This window comes from Streptomyces sp. NPDC001070 (assembly GCF_053598835.1).
Genome location: NZ_JBSFLB010000001.1, coordinates 209,537 through 226,017 on the forward strand (window position 1 = coordinate 209,537; position 16,481 = coordinate 226,017).

15 protein-coding genes are annotated in these 16,481 nt (G+C 73.0%); 4 read left to right on the top strand and 11 right to left on the bottom strand.

Annotated features, from left to right (window positions below):
* Window positions 1–4: 4 nt before the first annotated feature.
* Window positions 5–1,381 (bottom strand): glutamine synthetase family protein, encoded by a 1,377-nt coding sequence (locus ACWDAS_RS01025; protein ID WP_450386186.1) that lies wholly within the window; start codon window positions 1,379–1,381, stop codon window positions 5–7.
* A 105-nt stretch (window positions 1,382–1,486) separates the two neighbouring features.
* On the opposite strand from ACWDAS_RS01025, the gene ACWDAS_RS01030 reads away from it, so the two are divergent.
* Window positions 1,487–2,185 carry a gamma-glutamyl-gamma-aminobutyrate hydrolase family protein gene (locus tag ACWDAS_RS01030; RefSeq protein WP_450386188.1) on the top strand — a complete coding sequence of 233 codons (699 nt, stop codon included), beginning with the start codon at window positions 1,487–1,489 and terminating at the stop codon, window positions 2,183–2,185.
* Here ACWDAS_RS01030 and ACWDAS_RS01035 read toward each other — a convergent pair.
* The 5 genes from ACWDAS_RS01035 to ACWDAS_RS01055 all read right to left on the bottom strand — a co-directional run bounded on the left by ACWDAS_RS01035 (window position 2,169) and on the right by ACWDAS_RS01055 (window position 7,870).
* A complete protein-coding gene (locus ACWDAS_RS01035; protein ID WP_450386189.1) occupies window positions 2,169–2,621 on the bottom strand; it encodes an N-acetyltransferase family protein in 453 nt (150 codons plus the stop codon). The two genes, ACWDAS_RS01030 and ACWDAS_RS01035, sit on opposite strands and share 17 nt — an antisense overlap.
* Window positions 2,618–3,592, bottom strand: a complete 975-nt coding sequence (locus ACWDAS_RS01040; RefSeq protein ID WP_450386191.1) for an aminoglycoside phosphotransferase family protein — start codon at window positions 3,590–3,592, stop codon at window positions 2,618–2,620. Before ACWDAS_RS01040 ends, ACWDAS_RS01035 begins: the two co-directional genes overlap by 4 nt.
* Before the next feature lie 395 nt (window positions 3,593–3,987).
* Window positions 3,988–4,770, bottom strand: coding sequence for a helical backbone metal receptor (locus ACWDAS_RS01045; RefSeq protein WP_450386192.1), 783 nt, complete (start codon window positions 4,768–4,770; stop codon window positions 3,988–3,990).
* A gap of 150 nt (window positions 4,771–4,920) precedes the next feature.
* Window positions 4,921–6,726, bottom strand: a complete 1,806-nt coding sequence (locus tag ACWDAS_RS01050) for an ABC transporter permease/substrate binding protein (RefSeq protein ID WP_450386194.1) — start codon at window positions 6,724–6,726, stop codon at window positions 4,921–4,923.
* Window positions 6,719–7,870, bottom strand: coding sequence for a quaternary amine ABC transporter ATP-binding protein (locus ACWDAS_RS01055; RefSeq protein WP_450386196.1), 1,152 nt, complete (start codon window positions 7,868–7,870; stop codon window positions 6,719–6,721). The genes ACWDAS_RS01050 and ACWDAS_RS01055 overlap by 8 nt, the downstream gene beginning before the upstream one ends.
* Window positions 7,871–8,045: 175 nt before the next feature.
* Here ACWDAS_RS01055 and ACWDAS_RS01060 point away from each other — a divergent pair, with 175 nt between their 5' ends.
* A complete protein-coding gene (locus tag ACWDAS_RS01060; protein ID WP_450386597.1) occupies window positions 8,046–8,963 on the top strand; it encodes a 5'-3' exonuclease in 918 nt (305 codons plus the stop codon).
* On the opposite strand, the gene ACWDAS_RS01065 is transcribed toward ACWDAS_RS01060, so the two are convergent.
* On the bottom strand, window positions 8,932–10,290 hold the full coding sequence (locus tag ACWDAS_RS01065; protein ID WP_450386198.1) for a cytochrome P450: 1,359 nt from the start codon (window positions 10,288–10,290) through the stop codon (window positions 8,932–8,934). The genes ACWDAS_RS01060 and ACWDAS_RS01065 overlap by 32 nt on opposite strands.
* A 163-nt stretch (window positions 10,291–10,453) precedes the next feature.
* Here ACWDAS_RS01065 and ACWDAS_RS01070 point away from each other — a divergent pair, with 163 nt between their 5' ends.
* Window positions 10,454–11,308: a siderophore-interacting protein gene (locus tag ACWDAS_RS01070; protein ID WP_450386200.1), complete on the top strand. Its 855-nt coding sequence runs from the start codon at window positions 10,454–10,456 to the stop codon at window positions 11,306–11,308.
* A gap of 71 nt (window positions 11,309–11,379) precedes the next feature.
* Here the strand turns inward: ACWDAS_RS01070 and ACWDAS_RS01075 are convergent, their stop codons facing one another.
* From ACWDAS_RS01075 to ACWDAS_RS01085, 3 genes are all read right to left on the bottom strand, one after another.
* Window positions 11,380–12,156, bottom strand: coding sequence for an ABC transporter permease (locus tag ACWDAS_RS01075; RefSeq protein WP_450386202.1), 777 nt, complete (start codon window positions 12,154–12,156; stop codon window positions 11,380–11,382).
* Window positions 12,153–13,181, bottom strand: a complete 1,029-nt coding sequence (locus ACWDAS_RS01080; protein ID WP_450386204.1) for an ATP-binding cassette domain-containing protein — start codon at window positions 13,179–13,181, stop codon at window positions 12,153–12,155. The genes ACWDAS_RS01075 and ACWDAS_RS01080 overlap by 4 nt, the downstream gene beginning before the upstream one ends.
* Before the next feature lie 260 nt (window positions 13,182–13,441).
* Window positions 13,442–14,149, bottom strand: coding sequence for a PadR family transcriptional regulator (locus ACWDAS_RS01085; protein ID WP_450386206.1), 708 nt, complete (start codon window positions 14,147–14,149; stop codon window positions 13,442–13,444).
* Window positions 14,150–14,352: 203 nt separating this feature from the next.
* On the opposite strand from ACWDAS_RS01085, the gene ACWDAS_RS01090 reads away from it, so the two are divergent.
* Entirely contained in the window at window positions 14,353–15,930 is a 1,578-nt protein-coding gene (locus ACWDAS_RS01090; protein WP_450386208.1) for an amino acid permease, read from the top strand.
* 91 nt (window positions 15,931–16,021) lie between these two features.
* On the opposite strand, the gene ACWDAS_RS01095 is transcribed toward ACWDAS_RS01090, so the two are convergent.
* A complete protein-coding gene (locus ACWDAS_RS01095; RefSeq protein WP_450386210.1) occupies window positions 16,022–16,462 on the bottom strand; it encodes a hypothetical protein in 441 nt (146 codons plus the stop codon).
* Between the last annotated feature and the right edge of the window lie 19 nt (window positions 16,463–16,481).

Here is a 16,481-nt window from a genome sequence, read left to right on the forward strand (position 1 = left end):
TGCCTCACATGCGTTCGAAGGAGCGGTAGCGCTCCCAGTCGGTCACGGCGGTGTCGTACGCGTCCTGTTCGACGCGGGCCATGTTCAGGTAGTGCTCGACGACCTCGTCGCCGAAGGCCGCCCGGGCGATCGGGCTGGCCTCCCACAGCTCGGCCGCCTCGCGCAGCGTGGCGGGCACGTGCGCCACGCCGTCGCTGACGTAGGCGTTGCCCGTGACGGGTTCGGGGAGGGTGAGCTTCTGCTCGACGCCGTGCAGGCCTGCGGCGATCATCCCGGCGACGGCCAGGTAGGGATTGACGTCTCCGCCCGGCACGCGGTTCTCCAGGCGCAGCGCGGACGGGGAGTGCCCGACCACGCGCAGCGCGCAGGTGCGGTTGTCGGGGCCCCAGGCGACGGCCGTCGGGGCGAAGGAGCCGGGCCGGAAGCGCTTGTAGGAGTTGATGTTGGGGGCGTACAGCAGCGAGAAGTCGCGCAGCGCGGCGAGCTGCCCGGCCAGGAAGTGCCGCATCGTCTCCGACATCCCGCCCGGCTCGTCGCCCGCGAAGACCGGCTGCCCGTCCTCGTCGCGCAGCGAGAGGTGGATGTGGCAGGAGTTGCCCTCGCGCTCGTTGTACTTCGCCATGAAGGTCAGCGAGTAGCCCTCCTGCGCGGCGATCGACTTGGCGCCGGTCTTGTAGACGCTGTGCTGGTCACAGGTGACCAGGGCCTCGTCGTAGCGGAAGGCGATCTCGTGCTGGCCGAGGTTGCACTCCCCCTTGGCGGACTCCACGCGCATCCCGGCGGCGCCCATCTCGTTGCGGATGCGGCGCAGCAGCGGCTCGATGCGGCCCGTGCCCAGCAGGGAGTAGTCGACGTTGTACTGGTTGGCCGGGGTCAGGTCGCGGTACCCGCCCGTCCAGGCCTGCTCGTAGGTGTCCTTGAAGACGATGAACTCCAGTTCGGTGCCCGCGTACGCGGTCCAGCCGCGTTCGGCGAGCCGCTCGGTCTGGCGGCGCAGGATCTGCCGGGGCGAGGGGGCGACCGGCGCCGAACCGTGGTCCAGGAGGCGCAGGTCGGCGATGACGAGCGCGGTCGCGGCGTCCCATGGGGTGATCCGGAGGGTGCCGAGGTCCGGGTGCATGGCGAAGTCGCCGTAGCCGCGCTCCCAGGAGGACAGGGCGTAACCGTCGACGGTGTTCATGTCGGCGTCCACGGCGAGCAGGTAGTTGCAGCCCTCGGTGCCGTGCTCCAGGACGTCGTCGAGGAAGTGGCGCGCGGCGAAACGCTTCCCCTGGAGCCGCCCCTGCATGTCGGTGAAGGCGACGACCACCGTGTCGATCTCCCCGGAGTCGACACGCCGTCGCAGGTCGTCGGTGCTGAGCGGGGCTGTTGGGTGCACCACGGGTGATCACCTCTCCTACCGGCCGACAGGTGATCCAAAAGTACGGGCAGACGGCCCAGTTGGGTACGGTGCAAAGAGAAATCCGCGCGTCGCAGGGAGGCTCCCGTGGCCCGTCCGCTGATCGGTGTCAGCACGTACTGGGTCGACTCGGCCCGCTGGGGCGGCTGGGAGCTGCCCGCCGCCCTGCTGCCGGCCGGCTATCCGCTGCTCGTACGGCGCTCCGGCGGTCTCGCGGCACTGCTGCCGCCGGACGATCCCGCGCACGCCGCGGACGCCGTGGCCCGGCTGGACGGCCTGGTGATCTCCGGCGGCCCGGACGTCGAGCCCGCACGGTACGGGGCCGAGCCCGACCCGCGCACCGACCCGCCCGGGAAGGAGCGCGACGCCTGGGAGCTCGCCCTCGTCGAGGCCGCCCTCGCCGGCGGCGTGCCCCTGCTCGGCATCTGCCGGGGCATGCAACTGCTCAACGTCGCCCTCGGCGGCACCCTCGCGCAGCACATCGACGGTCACCGCGGCCCGGCGACCGGCGTCTTCGGCGGCCACACCGTCAAGCCGGTCCCCGGCACGCGCTACGCGGACGCGGTGCCGGAGGCGGTGGAGGTGCCCACCTACCACCACCAGGCGGTCGACGCCCTCGGCCGCGGACTGGTGGTCGGCGCCCACGCCGAGGACGGCACGCCGGAGGCCGTCGAGCTGCCCGGCGGCCATTTCGTGCTGGGAGTGCAGTGGCATCCGGAGATGGACGAGGACGAGCGGGTGATGCGGGCGCTGATCGCAGCCGCAGCGATCAGAGCCGCAGCTTGAACCCGACGTGCGAGGCGGTGAAGCCGAGCCGCTCGTAGAAGCGGTGCGCGTCGGTGCGGGCCCGGTCCGAGGTGAGCTGCACCAAGGTGCACCCCAGCCGGCGGGACTCCTCGACCGCCCACTCGATCATCTGCGTGCCCAGGCCACCGCCGCGGGCGTCACGGTGCACCCGTACCGCCTCGATCACCGACCGGGTCGTGCCGCGCCGCGACAGCCCGGGGATCACCGACAACTGCAGCACCCCGACGAGCGCCCCGTCCCGTTCCGCGACGACCACGTGCTGCCCGGGATCGGCTGCCACCCGTTCGTACGCCGCGTAGTACGGCTCCAGGTCGTCCGGGGTCTCGCGGCCCCGCCCGAGACCGTCGTCGGCGAACATCGCCACGACCTCGGGGATGTCCTCGCGGGTCACGGGGCGGAAGTGGAGATCGCTCATGCCCGCAGCCTAGGGCGCAGCCTGGCACGCAGCCACGACAGGGCCGCCTCGCCCTGCGCCCGCTGGAAGGCGCGCAGCGTCGGCAGCCCCGGCGGGGCGGGACGGCGCGCGTGGCCGAGGAACATCCCGGTCAGCGCGGCCAGCGCCGCGTCCACGGCCGCCGGGTCCGCGTCCCGGGCCACCGGGTGGGCGGCGAAGAGGTCCTCCGGCTCGGGGCCGCCCTGCATGGCGACGCTGGGCAGCATGCAGAGCAGGTCGAACCACGGCGTGGACGTGCAGGCCCACGGCCAGTCCACGAACACGACCCGGCCCGCCGGGCCGTCGCCGGTGAGCAGGACGTTGTCGGCCCGCAGGTCGCTGTGGGCCAGTGTGCTTCCGGTCAGCGCCTGCGGCCAGCCCGACTCCAGGGCGGCGAGCTCGTCCAGATGCGCCGCCGCCCACGGGTCGAGGCCGCGCAGGTCGTCCGTCCCCGCGTCCCGGCCGGCGGCCAGCTCCGCCCAGCAGCCGAAGCTCGCCGCGAGGCGTTCGGCGGCCGGGGGCGCCGCGACCGGGCTCGGGGTCAGGCGGGCGGCCAGATCGGCCAGCGCGTCCATGACGCGGCGCAGTTCCTCCGTGTCCCAGGGGTCGGCCGGGGTGCGGCCGGGCACGTCCTCGAAGGCCAGCACGACCCAGTCGTCCTGCTCGAAGGAGTGCAGCAGACGCGGTGCCGGGACGTCCTCGGGCAGGTCGGCGGCGATCCGGGCCTCGGCCCGGTGGATGTGCGGGGAGTCCGGGTTCTGCGCCGGGCTCACGGCCTTCACGAAGGCGCGGCGGCCGTCGGTGAGGGTGAGGCGGGCCGCCACGCCCGGGGAGAAGCCGCCCCGCTGGTCGTCGGCGGCGGCCACGGGGGCGCCCAGGCGGGCCTCCACAGCGGCGGCGAGGTCACGGGGCAGGGCCGCCCAGGGCAGACGGGTGCGGGGCGCGGGTGTCATCCCCCGAGCATCGCGGGCTTCGCCCGCGGGGCCCAAGTGCTTTTTGTGCGGCGCCGTTGTGGTTGCGGTGGGGGGTCCGGCGCGGTCAGTTGCCGCCTCGCTGCGTACGTGGGGGGTCGGTGCCGCGCCGGGGTGCTGCCCCAGCCTTCGGCCGGGGGAGGGTGGGCGTTCTGGACGCTGACGCATATGTGTGTGCGGCATCCGGGACAGATCGAGGTCGTGCCGGCATGCACGTGAATACGCGGTCCGGAATGGCCGGCCCCGAAGGCCCCGACCCCGGCCCACCGCGAACAGCGGGCAAGACGGCGACTGACCGCGCCGGGACGCCCCACGCCAACAGAAGCCCCAACGCACCCGCACCCGACAACGGGCGGCAAGGCGCACCCCACCAACGGTCAGTGGCCGCGCCGGGCGGGGGCGGGGGCGGGGTCGGTGGGGGCCGGCGGGGGGAGGGCGGCGGCGAGGACGGCCGGCGCCTCCGCCAGGGAGGGGCCGTACCAGGTGAGGTGACGCCCGCTCACCAGGGCCGCCGGTATGTCCGGGAACGCCTCGGGTCCGTCGTCCGCCGCGAAACGGTAGGGCTCGTCAGGGAGCACGACCAGCTCCGCGCCGCTCCCGTTCAGCTCCTTGATCGGCACGCGGGGATACCGCTCCTCGTGGTCGCCGTAAACGTTCTCGACGCCAAGCCGGGCCAGCAGATCGCCGGCGAAGGTGTCGCGGCCGAGCACCATCCAGGGGCGCCGCCAGACGGGGACGACGGCCTTGCGGGGGCGCGGGAGGGGCCGCAGGGAGCCCCAGGTCTTCTCCGCGGCGTCGAGCCAGGCGGGGCGCGGGAGGCCGCAGGCCTCGACGACCACGCGGTGCAGTTCCCGGAAGGCCTGCGGGAGGCTGCGTACTTCGGTGACGAGGACCGTCAGCCCCGCGGCGCGCAGCGTCGCGAGATCCGGCTCGCGGTTCTCCTCCTCGTTCGCGATCACCAGGTCCGGCGCCAGCCGGACGATCGCCTCGATGTCGGGGTTCTTCGTGCCCCGCACCCGCGTGACGCGCAGGTCGGCCGGCTGGTTGCACCAGTCGGTCGCGCCCACGAGCAGGGCGGGCGCGGTGGTCGCCACCGCCTCGGTGAGCGAGGGGACGAGGGAGACCACACGCCGTGCGGGGCCGGAGTCGCGACGGGTCATCCCCCCACCGTATCCATCCCCACGGGGTGGGGACGGCCGGACGGCGCGGCTCCGGCGTCCGAGGGAGGGGGAGAGCCGGGTGCCGCGCCGTCCGGGTCATGGGGACGGGTCGAAAGGGACGGGGGAAGGGGGCCGGGTGACCGGGTCAGGTCACCGCGCGCCCACCGGGGCGAGCCGGTCGGCGAGACCGGGGTGACCGGCGAGCCAGTCGCGCACGCCGTCTTGCTCGTGGCCCTGTCCGGCCTTGTGCACGGCGTCCTCCAGCCCGGTGAGCTCCTTCTCGCTCAGCCGGAAGTCCTTCAGCCACTTCGCGACCCTCGGCTCGTCGCCCGCGAAGCCGTTGCGGGCGAGGGTGTGGATGCCGTCGCCCTTGCCCCAGGCGCCGAACGGGTCCTTGAGCTTCTTCAGGCTGTGCTCGCTGTAGGCCCGGTGCGGGGACCACAGGGTGACGACGACGGGCTCCTTCGCCTTGATGGAGCGGTCGAGCTGGGCGAGCATGCTCGCGGTCGAGCCGGTGGTGACCTTGTACTCGCCCTCCAGGCCGTACTTCTTCAGGACCGTGTCGTTGAGCATCTTCATCATCCCGGCGCCGGGCTCGATGCCGATGATCCGGCCGCCGAACTGCTTGCCCTCGCCCTTGAGATCGGCCAGGGAGTCGATGCCCTTGACGTAGGAAGGCACCGTCAGTTCGAGCGAGGTGGGGCCGTACCAGGAGCCGTAGTCGTCCAGCTCGTTCTTGTACTTCTCCCAGTACGACTGATGCGTGACGGGCAGCCAGGAGTCGGTCTCGAAGTCGATCCGCCCGGCGGACATGCCCGTGTACAGGGCGCCGACGTCGTACTGGGTGACCTCCGGCTTGTACCCGCGCCGCTCGAGCAGTTCCTTCCAGAGGTAGGTCGAGGCGATGCCCTCGTCCCAGGGGATGTAGCCGATGTAGACCTGGCGGCCCCTGCCGACGTTCTCGGCGCCGCTGACGGCCGGCTCGTCGTCGGCGGTGCCGAGGACGTTCACCCCGCCGGCGACCAGCGCCAGGGCGACGATGCCGACGACGGCGACGGAGGTCTGCGGGCGGTACTTCCACAGCCGGGAGCCGCGCGGGGCGGCCGCCGCGGCCAGGGCGCGCCGGCCCAGCGGGGAGACGCGGGTGCCGAGGGCGCCGGTGACGCGGTCGAGGTACATGGCGAGGATGACCACGGACAGGCCCGCCTCGAAGCCGAGGCCGATGTCGACCTGGCTGATGGCGGTGAAGACGGAGGCGCCGAGGCCGCCGCCGCCGACCATGCCGGAGATGACGACCATGGACAGCGCCAGCATGATCACCTGGTTGACACCCGCCATGATCGTGGGAAGCGCGAGCGGCAGCTGCACCCGCAGCAGGGTGCTGCGCGGGGCGGTGCCGAAGGCCTCCGCGGCCTCGACGAGTTCGTCGTCGACCTGCCGGATGCCGAGCTCGGTCATCCGCACGCCCGGGGGCAGCGAGAAGACGATCGTGGCGATGATGCCGGGCACCTGGCCGACGCCGAAGAAGAAGATGCCGGGGATCAGGTAGACGAAGGCGGGCATCGTCTGCATGAAGTCCAGCACCGGCCGCAGGGCGGCGGAGACGGTGCGGTTGCGCGCCGACCAGATGCCGAGCGGCACCGCGAGCACGATGGTGATAGCGGTGGCGACGAGCACCAGGGACAGGGTGTCCATGGCCTCGTCCCACTGCTGGACGGAGACGACGACGGCCAGGCCCGCGAAGGCGAGCACGCCCGCGGTCAGGCCGCGCAGCCACAGCGCCAGGACGGCGAGGATGCCGGCGAGCAGCAGTGGCGCGGGGGCCTGCAGGACGGCGTCCAGGCCGTCGTACATGCCGGAGACGACGGCGCTGACGACGTCGAAGAGCGGCCCGAAGTGGTCGCGCAGGTAGGTGACGGCGCTGTCGGTCCAGTCGCCGAGAGGCAGCCTAGGCACGCGCCGCCTCCTTGCGCCGCCGGGCCGGCACCCCGGGCCCGGCGTCGTCCTCGCGCGCGGCGCCGTCCGCTCGCGCCGGCTCGTGCGTGCACGCCGTGTCGTCCGTGCACGGGGCGGCCGGTCCGTCGTAGTCGCCGAGCGCGGCCAGCAGCCGCTCCTGGGCGATCACACCGACCACGTCCCCGGCCTTGTCGCGGACGGCGACCGGGTGCGGGACGCGGGCGCTGACGGGCAGGACGTCGGCGAGGGCGGTGTGCGGGGTGACCGTCTCGCAGCGGCAGTCGCCCGCGTCGGGGCGCCGCGGCGGCTCCATGACGGTCCCGGCGGTCAGCACGCGGGAGCGGTCCACGTCGTGCACGAAGGAGCTCACGTAGTCGTCCGCGGGGCGCAGCAGGACGTCCTCGGGGGTGCCGACCTGGACGATGCGGCCGTCGCGCATGACGGCGACGCGGTCGCCGAGGCGCATGGCCTCGTTGAGGTCGTGGGTGATGAAGACGATGGTCTTCTTCAGGCTGCGCTGGAGCTCCAGCAGCTGGTCCTGCATGTCGCGTCGGATCAGCGGGTCGAGCGCGCTGAAGGACTCGTCCATGAGCAGCACGTCGGCGTCGGTGGCGAGCGCGCGGGCCAGGCCCACGCGCTGCTGCATGCCGCCGGAGAGCTCGTCGGGCCAGGAGTCGCCCCAGCCGGACAGGCCGGTGAGCTCCAGGGCCTGCGCGGCGCGCGCCTCGCGCTCCCTGCGGCCGACGCCCTGCACCTCCAGGCCGTACGCGGCGTTCTGGAGCACGCTGCGGTGCGGGAAGAGCGCGAAGTGCTGGAAGACCATGCTGATGCCGTGCGAGCGCACGCGGCGCAGTTCGCGGGCGCTGAGTGCGGTGAGGTCGCGGCCGTCGAAGAGCACCCGCCCCGCGGTGGGGGGATTGAGCCCGTTGAGCGTGCGCAGCAATGTGGACTTGCCCGACCCGGACAAGCCCATGACGACGAAGATCTCGCCCTCGCGGACGTCGAAGCTCGCGTCGATCACCGCGGCGGTCGTACCGCTCTCGCGCAGCTCGTCGCGTCCGGCTCCGGCCTCCAGACGGCGCACGCCGTCCTCGGGGTCGGCACCGAACACCTTGTACAGATGCTCTGCTTGCAGCCTGTACACATACACCTCACGTGTCGTGGGGAGGACGACCGGCCGCCCCCGCACGCTGGTCGCGGAGCGCTCCTGTCCCGCTCCGGCCCGGCGGCTGCCCCGACACAAGCGGAGCAAACCGTTCCGTGACACAGGTCACGGTGTCGGCGGCGTGCGGCATCATCGGCGTGTGACTCGACGCCTGATGCTCCTGGACACCGCCAGCCTCTACTTCCGCGCGTACTTCGGGGTGCCCGATTCGGTGCGCGCCCCGGACGGCACGCCGGTCAACGCCGTGCGCGGGCTGCTGGACTTCATCGCCCGCCTGGTCGCCGACCACTCCCCGGACGATCTGGTGGCCTGCATGGACGCGGACTGGCGGCCGCAGTGGCGGGTCGACCTGATCCCCTCGTACAAGGCGCACCGGGTCGCCGAGGAGGTTCCCGGCGGCTCGGACGTGGAGGAGGTGCCGGACACCCTGTCGCCGCAGGTGCCGGTGATCGAGGCGGTGCTGGACGCGCTCGGCATCGCCCGGATCGGTGTCGCGGGGTACGAGGCGGACGACGTGATCGGCACCCTGACGGGCCTGGCGCCCGGCCCGGTGGACATCGTGACGGGCGACCGGGACCTGTTCCAGCTGGTCGACGACGCCCGCGGGGTGCGGGTGCTGTACCCGGTCAAGGGCGTCGGCGCGCTCGACGTGGTGGACGAGGCGTGGCTGCGCGGCAAGTACGGCGTGGACGGCCCCGGTTACGCGGATCTGGCGCTGCTGCGCGGCGACCCGAGCGACGGCCTGCCGGGCGTGCCCGGCATCGGCGAGAAGACCGCGGCCAAGCTGCTGGACGCGTACGGCGACCTCGCCGGGATCATGACCGCCGCCCATGACCCCGCCTCGAAGATCACCCCGGCGCAGCGCAAGCGGCTGCAGGAGGCGCGGGACTATGTGGCGGTCGCGCCGAAGGTGGTACGGGTGGCCTCCGACGTGCCGCTGCCGGAGTTCGTTCCGGAGCTGCCGCGCGAGCCGCGCCATCCGCAGGAGCTGGCCGCGCTGGCCGGGCGCTGGGGCCTGGGCGGCTCGCTGCAGCGGCTGCTCAGCGTGCTGGGGCCGGAACGGGCCGGGTGACGGCGAGGACGTCCCGGTCGGGCTGGAGGGTGAGGCCGACGGTGGGGCGGATCTCCTCGTCGCTGGTGTCCAGGTGGAAGCGGCTGCCGAGGGTGGCCAGCACGATCACCGCCTCGACCATGGCGAAGCGCGCGCCGAGGCAGGCCCGGGTGCCCCCGCCGAAGGGGAACCAGCTGTGGTCGGTGACCGGGTCGGGCGCGCCGTCCAGCCAGCGCTCGGGGCGGAACTCCTCCGGCTCCGGCCACCAGCGCGGGTCGCGGTGGGTGGCCCAGGGGCTGATCCAGACCTGGGTGCCCGCCGGGACGGGCTCGCCGCCCAGCGCGGCGCCCTCCCCGGCGACGGCGAAGTTGAGCCAGACCGTGGGCCGCACGCGCAGGGTCTCCTTCACGACGGCCTCGGTCCAGCGCAGTTCGGCGTAGTCCTCGAAACCGGGTGTGCGGCCGCCGAGCACGCGCTCCAGTTCCGCGGTCAGGGCCTCGCGCGCCTTCGGGTTGCGGGACAGCAGGTACCAGGCCCAGGTCAGGGTGGTGGCGGTGGTCTCGTGGCCGGCGTTGTAGAGGGTGACGGTCTCGTCCCGGATCTCCTTGTCGGTGAGCGGGACTCCTTCTTCGTCGACGGCGGCCAGCAGCCGGCTGAGCAGGTCGTCGCGTTCGCCGCCGGCCTCGCGGCGGACGGCGACGATCCGGGCGACCTCGGCGTCGAGGGTGTCGACGGCGGCCTTGAAGCGGATCCGCCCCGGGGTGCGCACCCAGTCGGGCAGCATCGCGCCGAGTCCGCGGAACTCGGCGCCCATCTGCTGCTGGGCGATGTCCATGCAGCGGCCGATGACCTCCTCGCGGACGGCGGCGTCGGTGCCGAACACCGTACGCACCGCGATGCGCTGGGTGAGGCCGGTCATCTCGCGGCGGATGTCGATCCGTTCGCCGCCGGTCCAGCGGTCGCCGAGCTCGCGTGCGCAGTCGGCCATCGTCGCCGCGTACGCGCGCACCTGCTTGGGCCGTACCGACGGCTGGACGAGGGACCTCTTGCGCCGCCAGTCGGCGCCCTTGGCCACCACCACGCCCTCGCCCATCAGATAGCGGAAGGACCAGCCGAGATCGGGCAGGGAGAAGGACGACTCGCGGGCGGAGAGCAGTTCCCCGATGAGGGCGGGATCATTGAGGAAGCGCGCGGGGGTGCGGCCCATGGCCCAGGTGACCTGCCCGGCCCCGTACTCGCGCAGCGCGGTGAAGAAGGCGAGCGGGTCCTTGGCGAACTGCGGGAGGTTTCCCAGCAGCGGCACCCCGCGCGGTCCTGCGGTGATCGCGGTGGCGGTGTCGGACCCCATCTGCAGTGGCCTCCCGGGTAGCGTCTGGTCGCATCGGTCCCATCAAAAACGCAGAACGGCGGATCGGAACCGGCGTTCGAAGATCTCGTGATCTTTCCGAGACCGGGCTGCGCCCGGTGGGCCAGATGAGTTAGGCTTGCCTAACTAATTGCGAGGAGTGCTCATGGCAGACCGTCCGGTGCGCAGGAAGCCGCAGCTCAACCGCGCGCGGGTGCAGCACGTGGAACGGCTGACCCCGCACATGATCCGCGTGGTGCTCGGCGGCGAGGGACTGTCGGGCTTTCCCGTGGGGGACTACAGCGACCACTACATCAAGCTGCTCTTCCCGGCCGAGGGCGTGCGCTACCCGGAGCCGTTCGACATCCAGCGGATCCGCGCCGAGTTCCCCCGCGAGCAGTGGCCGCGCACCCGGACGTACACCGTGCGCCGGTGGAACGCGCAGGCGCGCGAGCTGACCGTGGACTTCGTGTACCACGGCGACGAGGGCCTGGCGGGCCCGTGGGCCGCGCGCGTGGAGCCCGGCGAGGAGATCCTCTTCCTGGGGCCCGGGGGCGCCTACATGCCCGACGCCCGGGCGGACTGGCATCTGCTCGCGGGCGACGAGAGCGCGCTGCCGGCGATCGCCGCCTCGCTGGAGCGGCTGCCGGAGGGCGCCCGCGCCCGTGTGTTCGTGGAGGTGGCGGGCCCGGAGGAGGAGCAGAAGCTCCCCACGCCCGGCGACGCCGAGGTCACCTGGCTGCACCGCGGCTCCGGCCGGGTGGGCGAGGCCCTGGTGCGCGCGGTGTCCGAGCTGGAGTTCCCGCCGGGTGACGTGCAGGCCTTCGTCCACGGCGAGGCGGGCTTCGTCAAGCAGCTGCGCCGGCTGCTCCGCGTCGACCACGGCGTGCCGCGCGAGCGCCTGTCGATCTCGGGCTACTGGCGCACCGGCCACGACGAGGACGGCTGGCAGGCCTCGAAGCCCGAGTGGAACCGCCGCGTCGAGGAGGAGCAGGAGGCTCCCCGGGCGCTGGCGTCCTGACTGCGCGTACGCACGAGGCGTGACCCCGCGGTGGGGTCACGCCTCGTCGTCGTTCCGGCGCCGTTCCGGACTCAGACGGACTTCTGGTACGAGCGGAAGGTGCGGGTCGACAGCCAGACCGCGGCGACCGCGACCGCCAGCAGCGCGCCGCCGCGGGTGAGCACGTCGCCCCAGTCGGGGCTGTCGGCCATCGCCGAACGGCCGGCGACCAGCGCCCAGTTCATCGGGTTGAAGTCCGCGATGTGCCGCATCCAGGACGGCATCAGCGCGGGCGCCATGAAGGCGGAGGACAGGAAGGTCAGCGGCAGCAGCAGGAAGGTGTTGATGCCGATGATGCTCTCGCGCTGCCGCACCAGCATGCCCATGGCGTTGGAGAACGCCCCGACCAGCGTGCCGAGCAGCACCGACGCCACGACGAGCACCAGCAGTCCCACGACCCCGCCGGGGTAGTCGGCGCCGCCGAGCTTGCCGAGGGCCACGATGATGACCGACTGCAGCGCGGTGCTGAGCCCCTGGGAGACGACGTTGCCGTTGATGAGGGCGGCGCGGCTCACCGGGGTGGTGAGGAAGCGGTTGAGGGTGCCGCGCTCGATCTCCTCCAACGTGCCCATGCCGGCCCACATGCTGGAGGACAGCGCGCTCATCACGACCACGCCCGGGACGAGGTAGTCCAGGTACGAGCCGCCGCCGAAGCCCGGCAGCTCCACCACGCGGCGGAAGAGCGCGCCGAAGAGGAAGAGCCAGATCACCGGCTGCACCAGGGTGATGAGCATGTACGCGGGCTGCCGCCAGAACGTCATGAGCTGACGCTGCGTCATGTACCAGGTCTGGGTGAGGGCCGTGCTCATCGCGCACCTCCGGCGGTCGCGGGGAGGGTCGCGGCCCCGGCCGCGGCGGAACCGGCGTCGGCGTCGGCGAACCGGCGGCCCGCGTACCGGAGGTAGACGTCGTCCAGGGAAGGACGGGCGACGGTGACGGAGGCGACGGCGGCGCCCTCGCGCTCCAGGACGGCGAGCACGTGCGGCACGGCCGCGGCGCCGTCGTCGGCGCGGGCGCTGAGCCGGCGCCCGTCCAGCCGGGCCTCGCGGACGCCCGCGAACCCGCCGAGCGCCGTCTCCAGCAGGTGGGCGTCGACCGGGCCGACCGGCTCGCGAAGCTCCACGTGCACGGCGTCGCCGCGCAGTTCGCCCTTGAGCCCGTCGGGACTGCCCTCGGCGACGACCCGGCCGCGGTCGACGATCGCGACGCGCTCGGCGAGCCGGTCGGCCTCCTCCAGGTAGTGGGTCGTCAGCAGGATGGTGAGCCCGTCGTCACCCGCGAGGCGGGCGATCTCCTCCCACATCGCGGTGCGGGCCTCCGGGTCGAGCCCGGTGGTCGGCTCGTCGAGGAAGAGCACCTCGGGACGGTGGACCAGGCCGAGCGCGACGTCCAGGCGCCGCTGCATGCCGCCGGAGTAGGTCTTCACCGGCCGCTTGGCGGCGTCGGCGAGGTCGAATCGGGCGAGGAGCTCGTCGACGCGCCGGGAGAGCGCGGCGCCGCGCAGCCCGTACAGCCGCCCCTGCAGCTGGAGGTTCTCCGCGCCCGTGGCGACGGGATCGGCGCCGGACTTCTGGGCGACGACGCCGATGGCGCGGCGCACCCGGTCGGGGTGGCGCAGCGCGTCGTGGCCGGCGACGACGGCGGAACCGGAGTCGGGCCGGGCCAGGGTGGTCAGGATCTTCACCGTGGTGGACTTTCCGGCGCCGTTGGGGCCGAGCAGCCCGAAGACGGTGCCCGGTTCCACGGTGACGCCCATCCCGTCGAGGGCCCGTACGTCCCCGGGATAGGTCTTGACGAGATCGTGCGCCACGATCGCGGGCGCGGGTGTGCTCATGACAGATTCCTCCGCCTGTCCATGGGGCCGGCCGTGCGCGCACGGCCTGGCGATCGGTCTGGTGACGGGCCGCGCGGCGGACCCGTGGCGGGTCCTGCGCGGGGCCCCGTACGAACGGCCGGACCGATCAACGGGAGGAATGCCGGGCTATCCTGGGTGTGCCGCACCTCGATCGCCCGACGACTGTTCCCGCAGTGGTCCGGTCCGGGGTCACCGCCCCCGGCGCCCGCTGTTCCCGCAGCGCGCGCCGGGGGCGTTTCTCATGTCGGTGTCACGTCGGGGTCGGCCAACCTCCCCAACTCCTCCCTGAAATGCCGTGCGGTGGCGGACTGGCCGCCCCTCTCCTCGATCTCCGTCCAGGCCTCGGGGACCTCCCCCGTCTCCTGCCAGCGGCGCCACTCGGCGGCCCCGGAGACGGTGCCCTTCTCCAACTCGTCGAGGAAGCCGCGGATCCACTCCGCCTCGGCCTCGATCATGTGGACCTGGTACTCGGTCTCGATCAGGAACATCCTGGGCAGGTCGTGCCTGAGCCTGGTGAGCGCGCCGTGGACGGCGGCCGCCTGCACCTCCAGCTTCGCCACCCGCTCGGTCAGCAGCCCGACCACCTCGTCGGCCGGCAGCACGAGCAGCAGCGACAGCGCCGCCTCGAAGGACGGGTACTCGCGGACGGGCACGGCGACCAGGTCGGCGAGCCAGTCGTGCAGCTCCTCGCGGCCGGCCCCGGTGAGCCCGTACAGGGTGCGCTCGGGGCGGTTGCCCTGCCGCTGGACGCCGGTGACCTCGACGAAGCCGTGCTTCTCCAGGTTCTGCACGACGGTGTAGAGCGAGCCGTAATTGATCTTGATGCTCTGCTCCTTGCCCCGTTGCCGGAGCACCTGGGCGATCTCGTACGGATGCATGGGGCGTTCGCCCAGCGTCGCCATCACGGCGAGCGCCAGCGGGTTGCCGAGCTTGCGCCGCTTCGCCATCCCCGCACACCTCCTCGCATCCGTATATCCGTGGCCGAACATATCGCGAGTCACCCTCGCTGACAAGCGCGATACATCGCGAATTGCGAGGGGTTCCCGCGGTGAGCACTTCGGAGCATCGCCGACATGGACGCGACACGTGCACGAAATGGACCGCCCCTAATTTCTGTCACCCGACAGGAATCCAGCGACAGGGGTCCGCCATGACCACCACCGCACCGTCCGCGTCCTCCGCGCCCTCCCCGCCTCCACCCGCCGCAGACGACGGCACCACCCTCGCCGGCTTCGGCTACCGCCAGGAACTCCACCGCAGCATGGGGCGCTACGCCTCCTTCGCCGCGGGCTTCTCCTTCATCTCCGTCCTGACGACGGTCTTCCAGTTCTTCGCCTTCGGCTACTCCTTCGGCGGCGCCGCCTTCTTCTGGACCTGGCCCGCCGTGCTGATCGGGCAGTTGCTGGTCGCCGCCTGCTTCGCCGAACTCGCCGCCCGGTACCCGATCTCCGGGGCGATCTACCAGTGGGCGACCCGGCTCAGCACTCCGTCGTGGGGCTGGTTCGCCGGATGGATCATGGTGATCGGGCAGGTGGTGGTCGTGGCGGCGGCCGCGCTCGCGCTGCAGGTCGTGCTCCCCGCCATCTGGTCGGGATTCCAGCTCGTCGGCGGCGACCCGGCGCCGATCACCCCGACGGGCGCGGCCAACGCGGCACTGCTCGGCGTGGTGCTGCTGGCGCTGACCACCGTCGTCAACACCCTTGACAACCGCGTCTTGTCGGCCGTCAACCGCGTCGGCGTCACCGCGGAGATCATCAGCGCCGCCCTGATCGTCGTCCTGCTGTTCACGCACGCCGAGCGCGGGCCCGGCGTCACCCTCCACACCGGCGGCCGGGGCGGGGCCATCGGCGCGCTGCTCGTCGGCTCCTTCACCGCCGCGTACGTCCTGATCGGCTTCGACAGCGCGGGCGAGATGAGCGAGGAGACCCGCTCACCGCGCCGCACCGCGCCACGCACCATCCTCACCGCCCTCGCCGCGGCCGGCGTCCTCGGCGGACTGCTGCTCCTCGGCGGACTGCTCGCCGCCCCCGGCCTCACCGACGGGCGGCTCGCGACGGAGGGGCTGAGCTACGTCCTCACCAGCAGTCTCGGCACGGGAGTCGGCAAGGCCCTGCTCGTCGACGTCACCGTCGCCATCGCCGTCGCCACCCTCGCCATCCAGACCGCCGGCACCCGCATGCTCTTCTCCATGGCCCGCGACGGCGTCCTCCCCTTCTCCGCCCGCCTGTCCCGGGTCTCGCCGCGCACCGGCATGCCCGCCGCGCCCGCCCTGGTCGTCGGCGTCGCCGCGGCCGCGCTCTGCCTGCTCAACCTCCTCTCCCCGGACGCCTTCCTGGCCATCGGCACCACCTGCATCGCCATGCTGTACCTGGCCTACGCCATGGTCACCGGGCCGATGCTGCTGCGCCGCCTGCGGGGTGAGCGCTTCGGCGCCGGCGGGACGGACGAGCGGGGCCGCCCGCTGTTCTCCCTCGGCCGCTGGGGGCTGCCCGTCAACGCGCTGGCCCTCCTCTACGGGCTGGTCATGACGGTCAACCTCGCCTGGCCGCGGGCCGCGGTCTACGACCCGGCGGGCGGCCACTGGTACTTCCAGTGGTTCACCGTGCTCTTCCTCCTGGCCACCGTGGGCGCGGGCGCCGGATACCGGGCGCTTCGGGCACGGCGCGGGCACGCCGCTCCGGAGGGGGTCCCCTCGACGGCCCCGGCGGCTCCGGCGGAACTCGCCTGAGGCGCGCACGGTCACGCACGGTGATGCGTCCCCGGCCTCGGGGCCACGGGCACGGCTCGGCCGGGACGGCGGCGGGGAGCGGCGGGGCCGGTCAGCGCGAGCGCGCCGACAACTGCCTGACCCCCGGCGTCTCGCGGATCCGCGCGGCCGGGGCGGGACCGGTCGCGCCGGCCACGAGCCAGGCGAGGAAGGCGAGGACGAACACGCCCTCGACGGTGACCGACAGGGGGCCGTACGGCGCCTCCCAGCCCTCCTCGTGGTAGCCGGGCAGCCCGACCGTCCGGGAGAGCGCGAAACCGGCGATCATGCCGGCACTGACCGCCGCGCCGGTCGCCCAGGCGGCGAAGGGCCTGTGCAGGGCCATCAGGCCGCAGGCCACGGCCAGCATGATCACGCTCCCGACCAGGAAGAGGACCCCGATGTAGAACTTCTCCTCGAGGTGATCGGGCACAAGCAGGAAATGGAGCACCGCGTTGGCGAGGGCACAGATCACCCCGGTCCCCGTCAGCACGGCTTGGTTCGTGCGGGACATCATGACTCCAAGGGGCGGT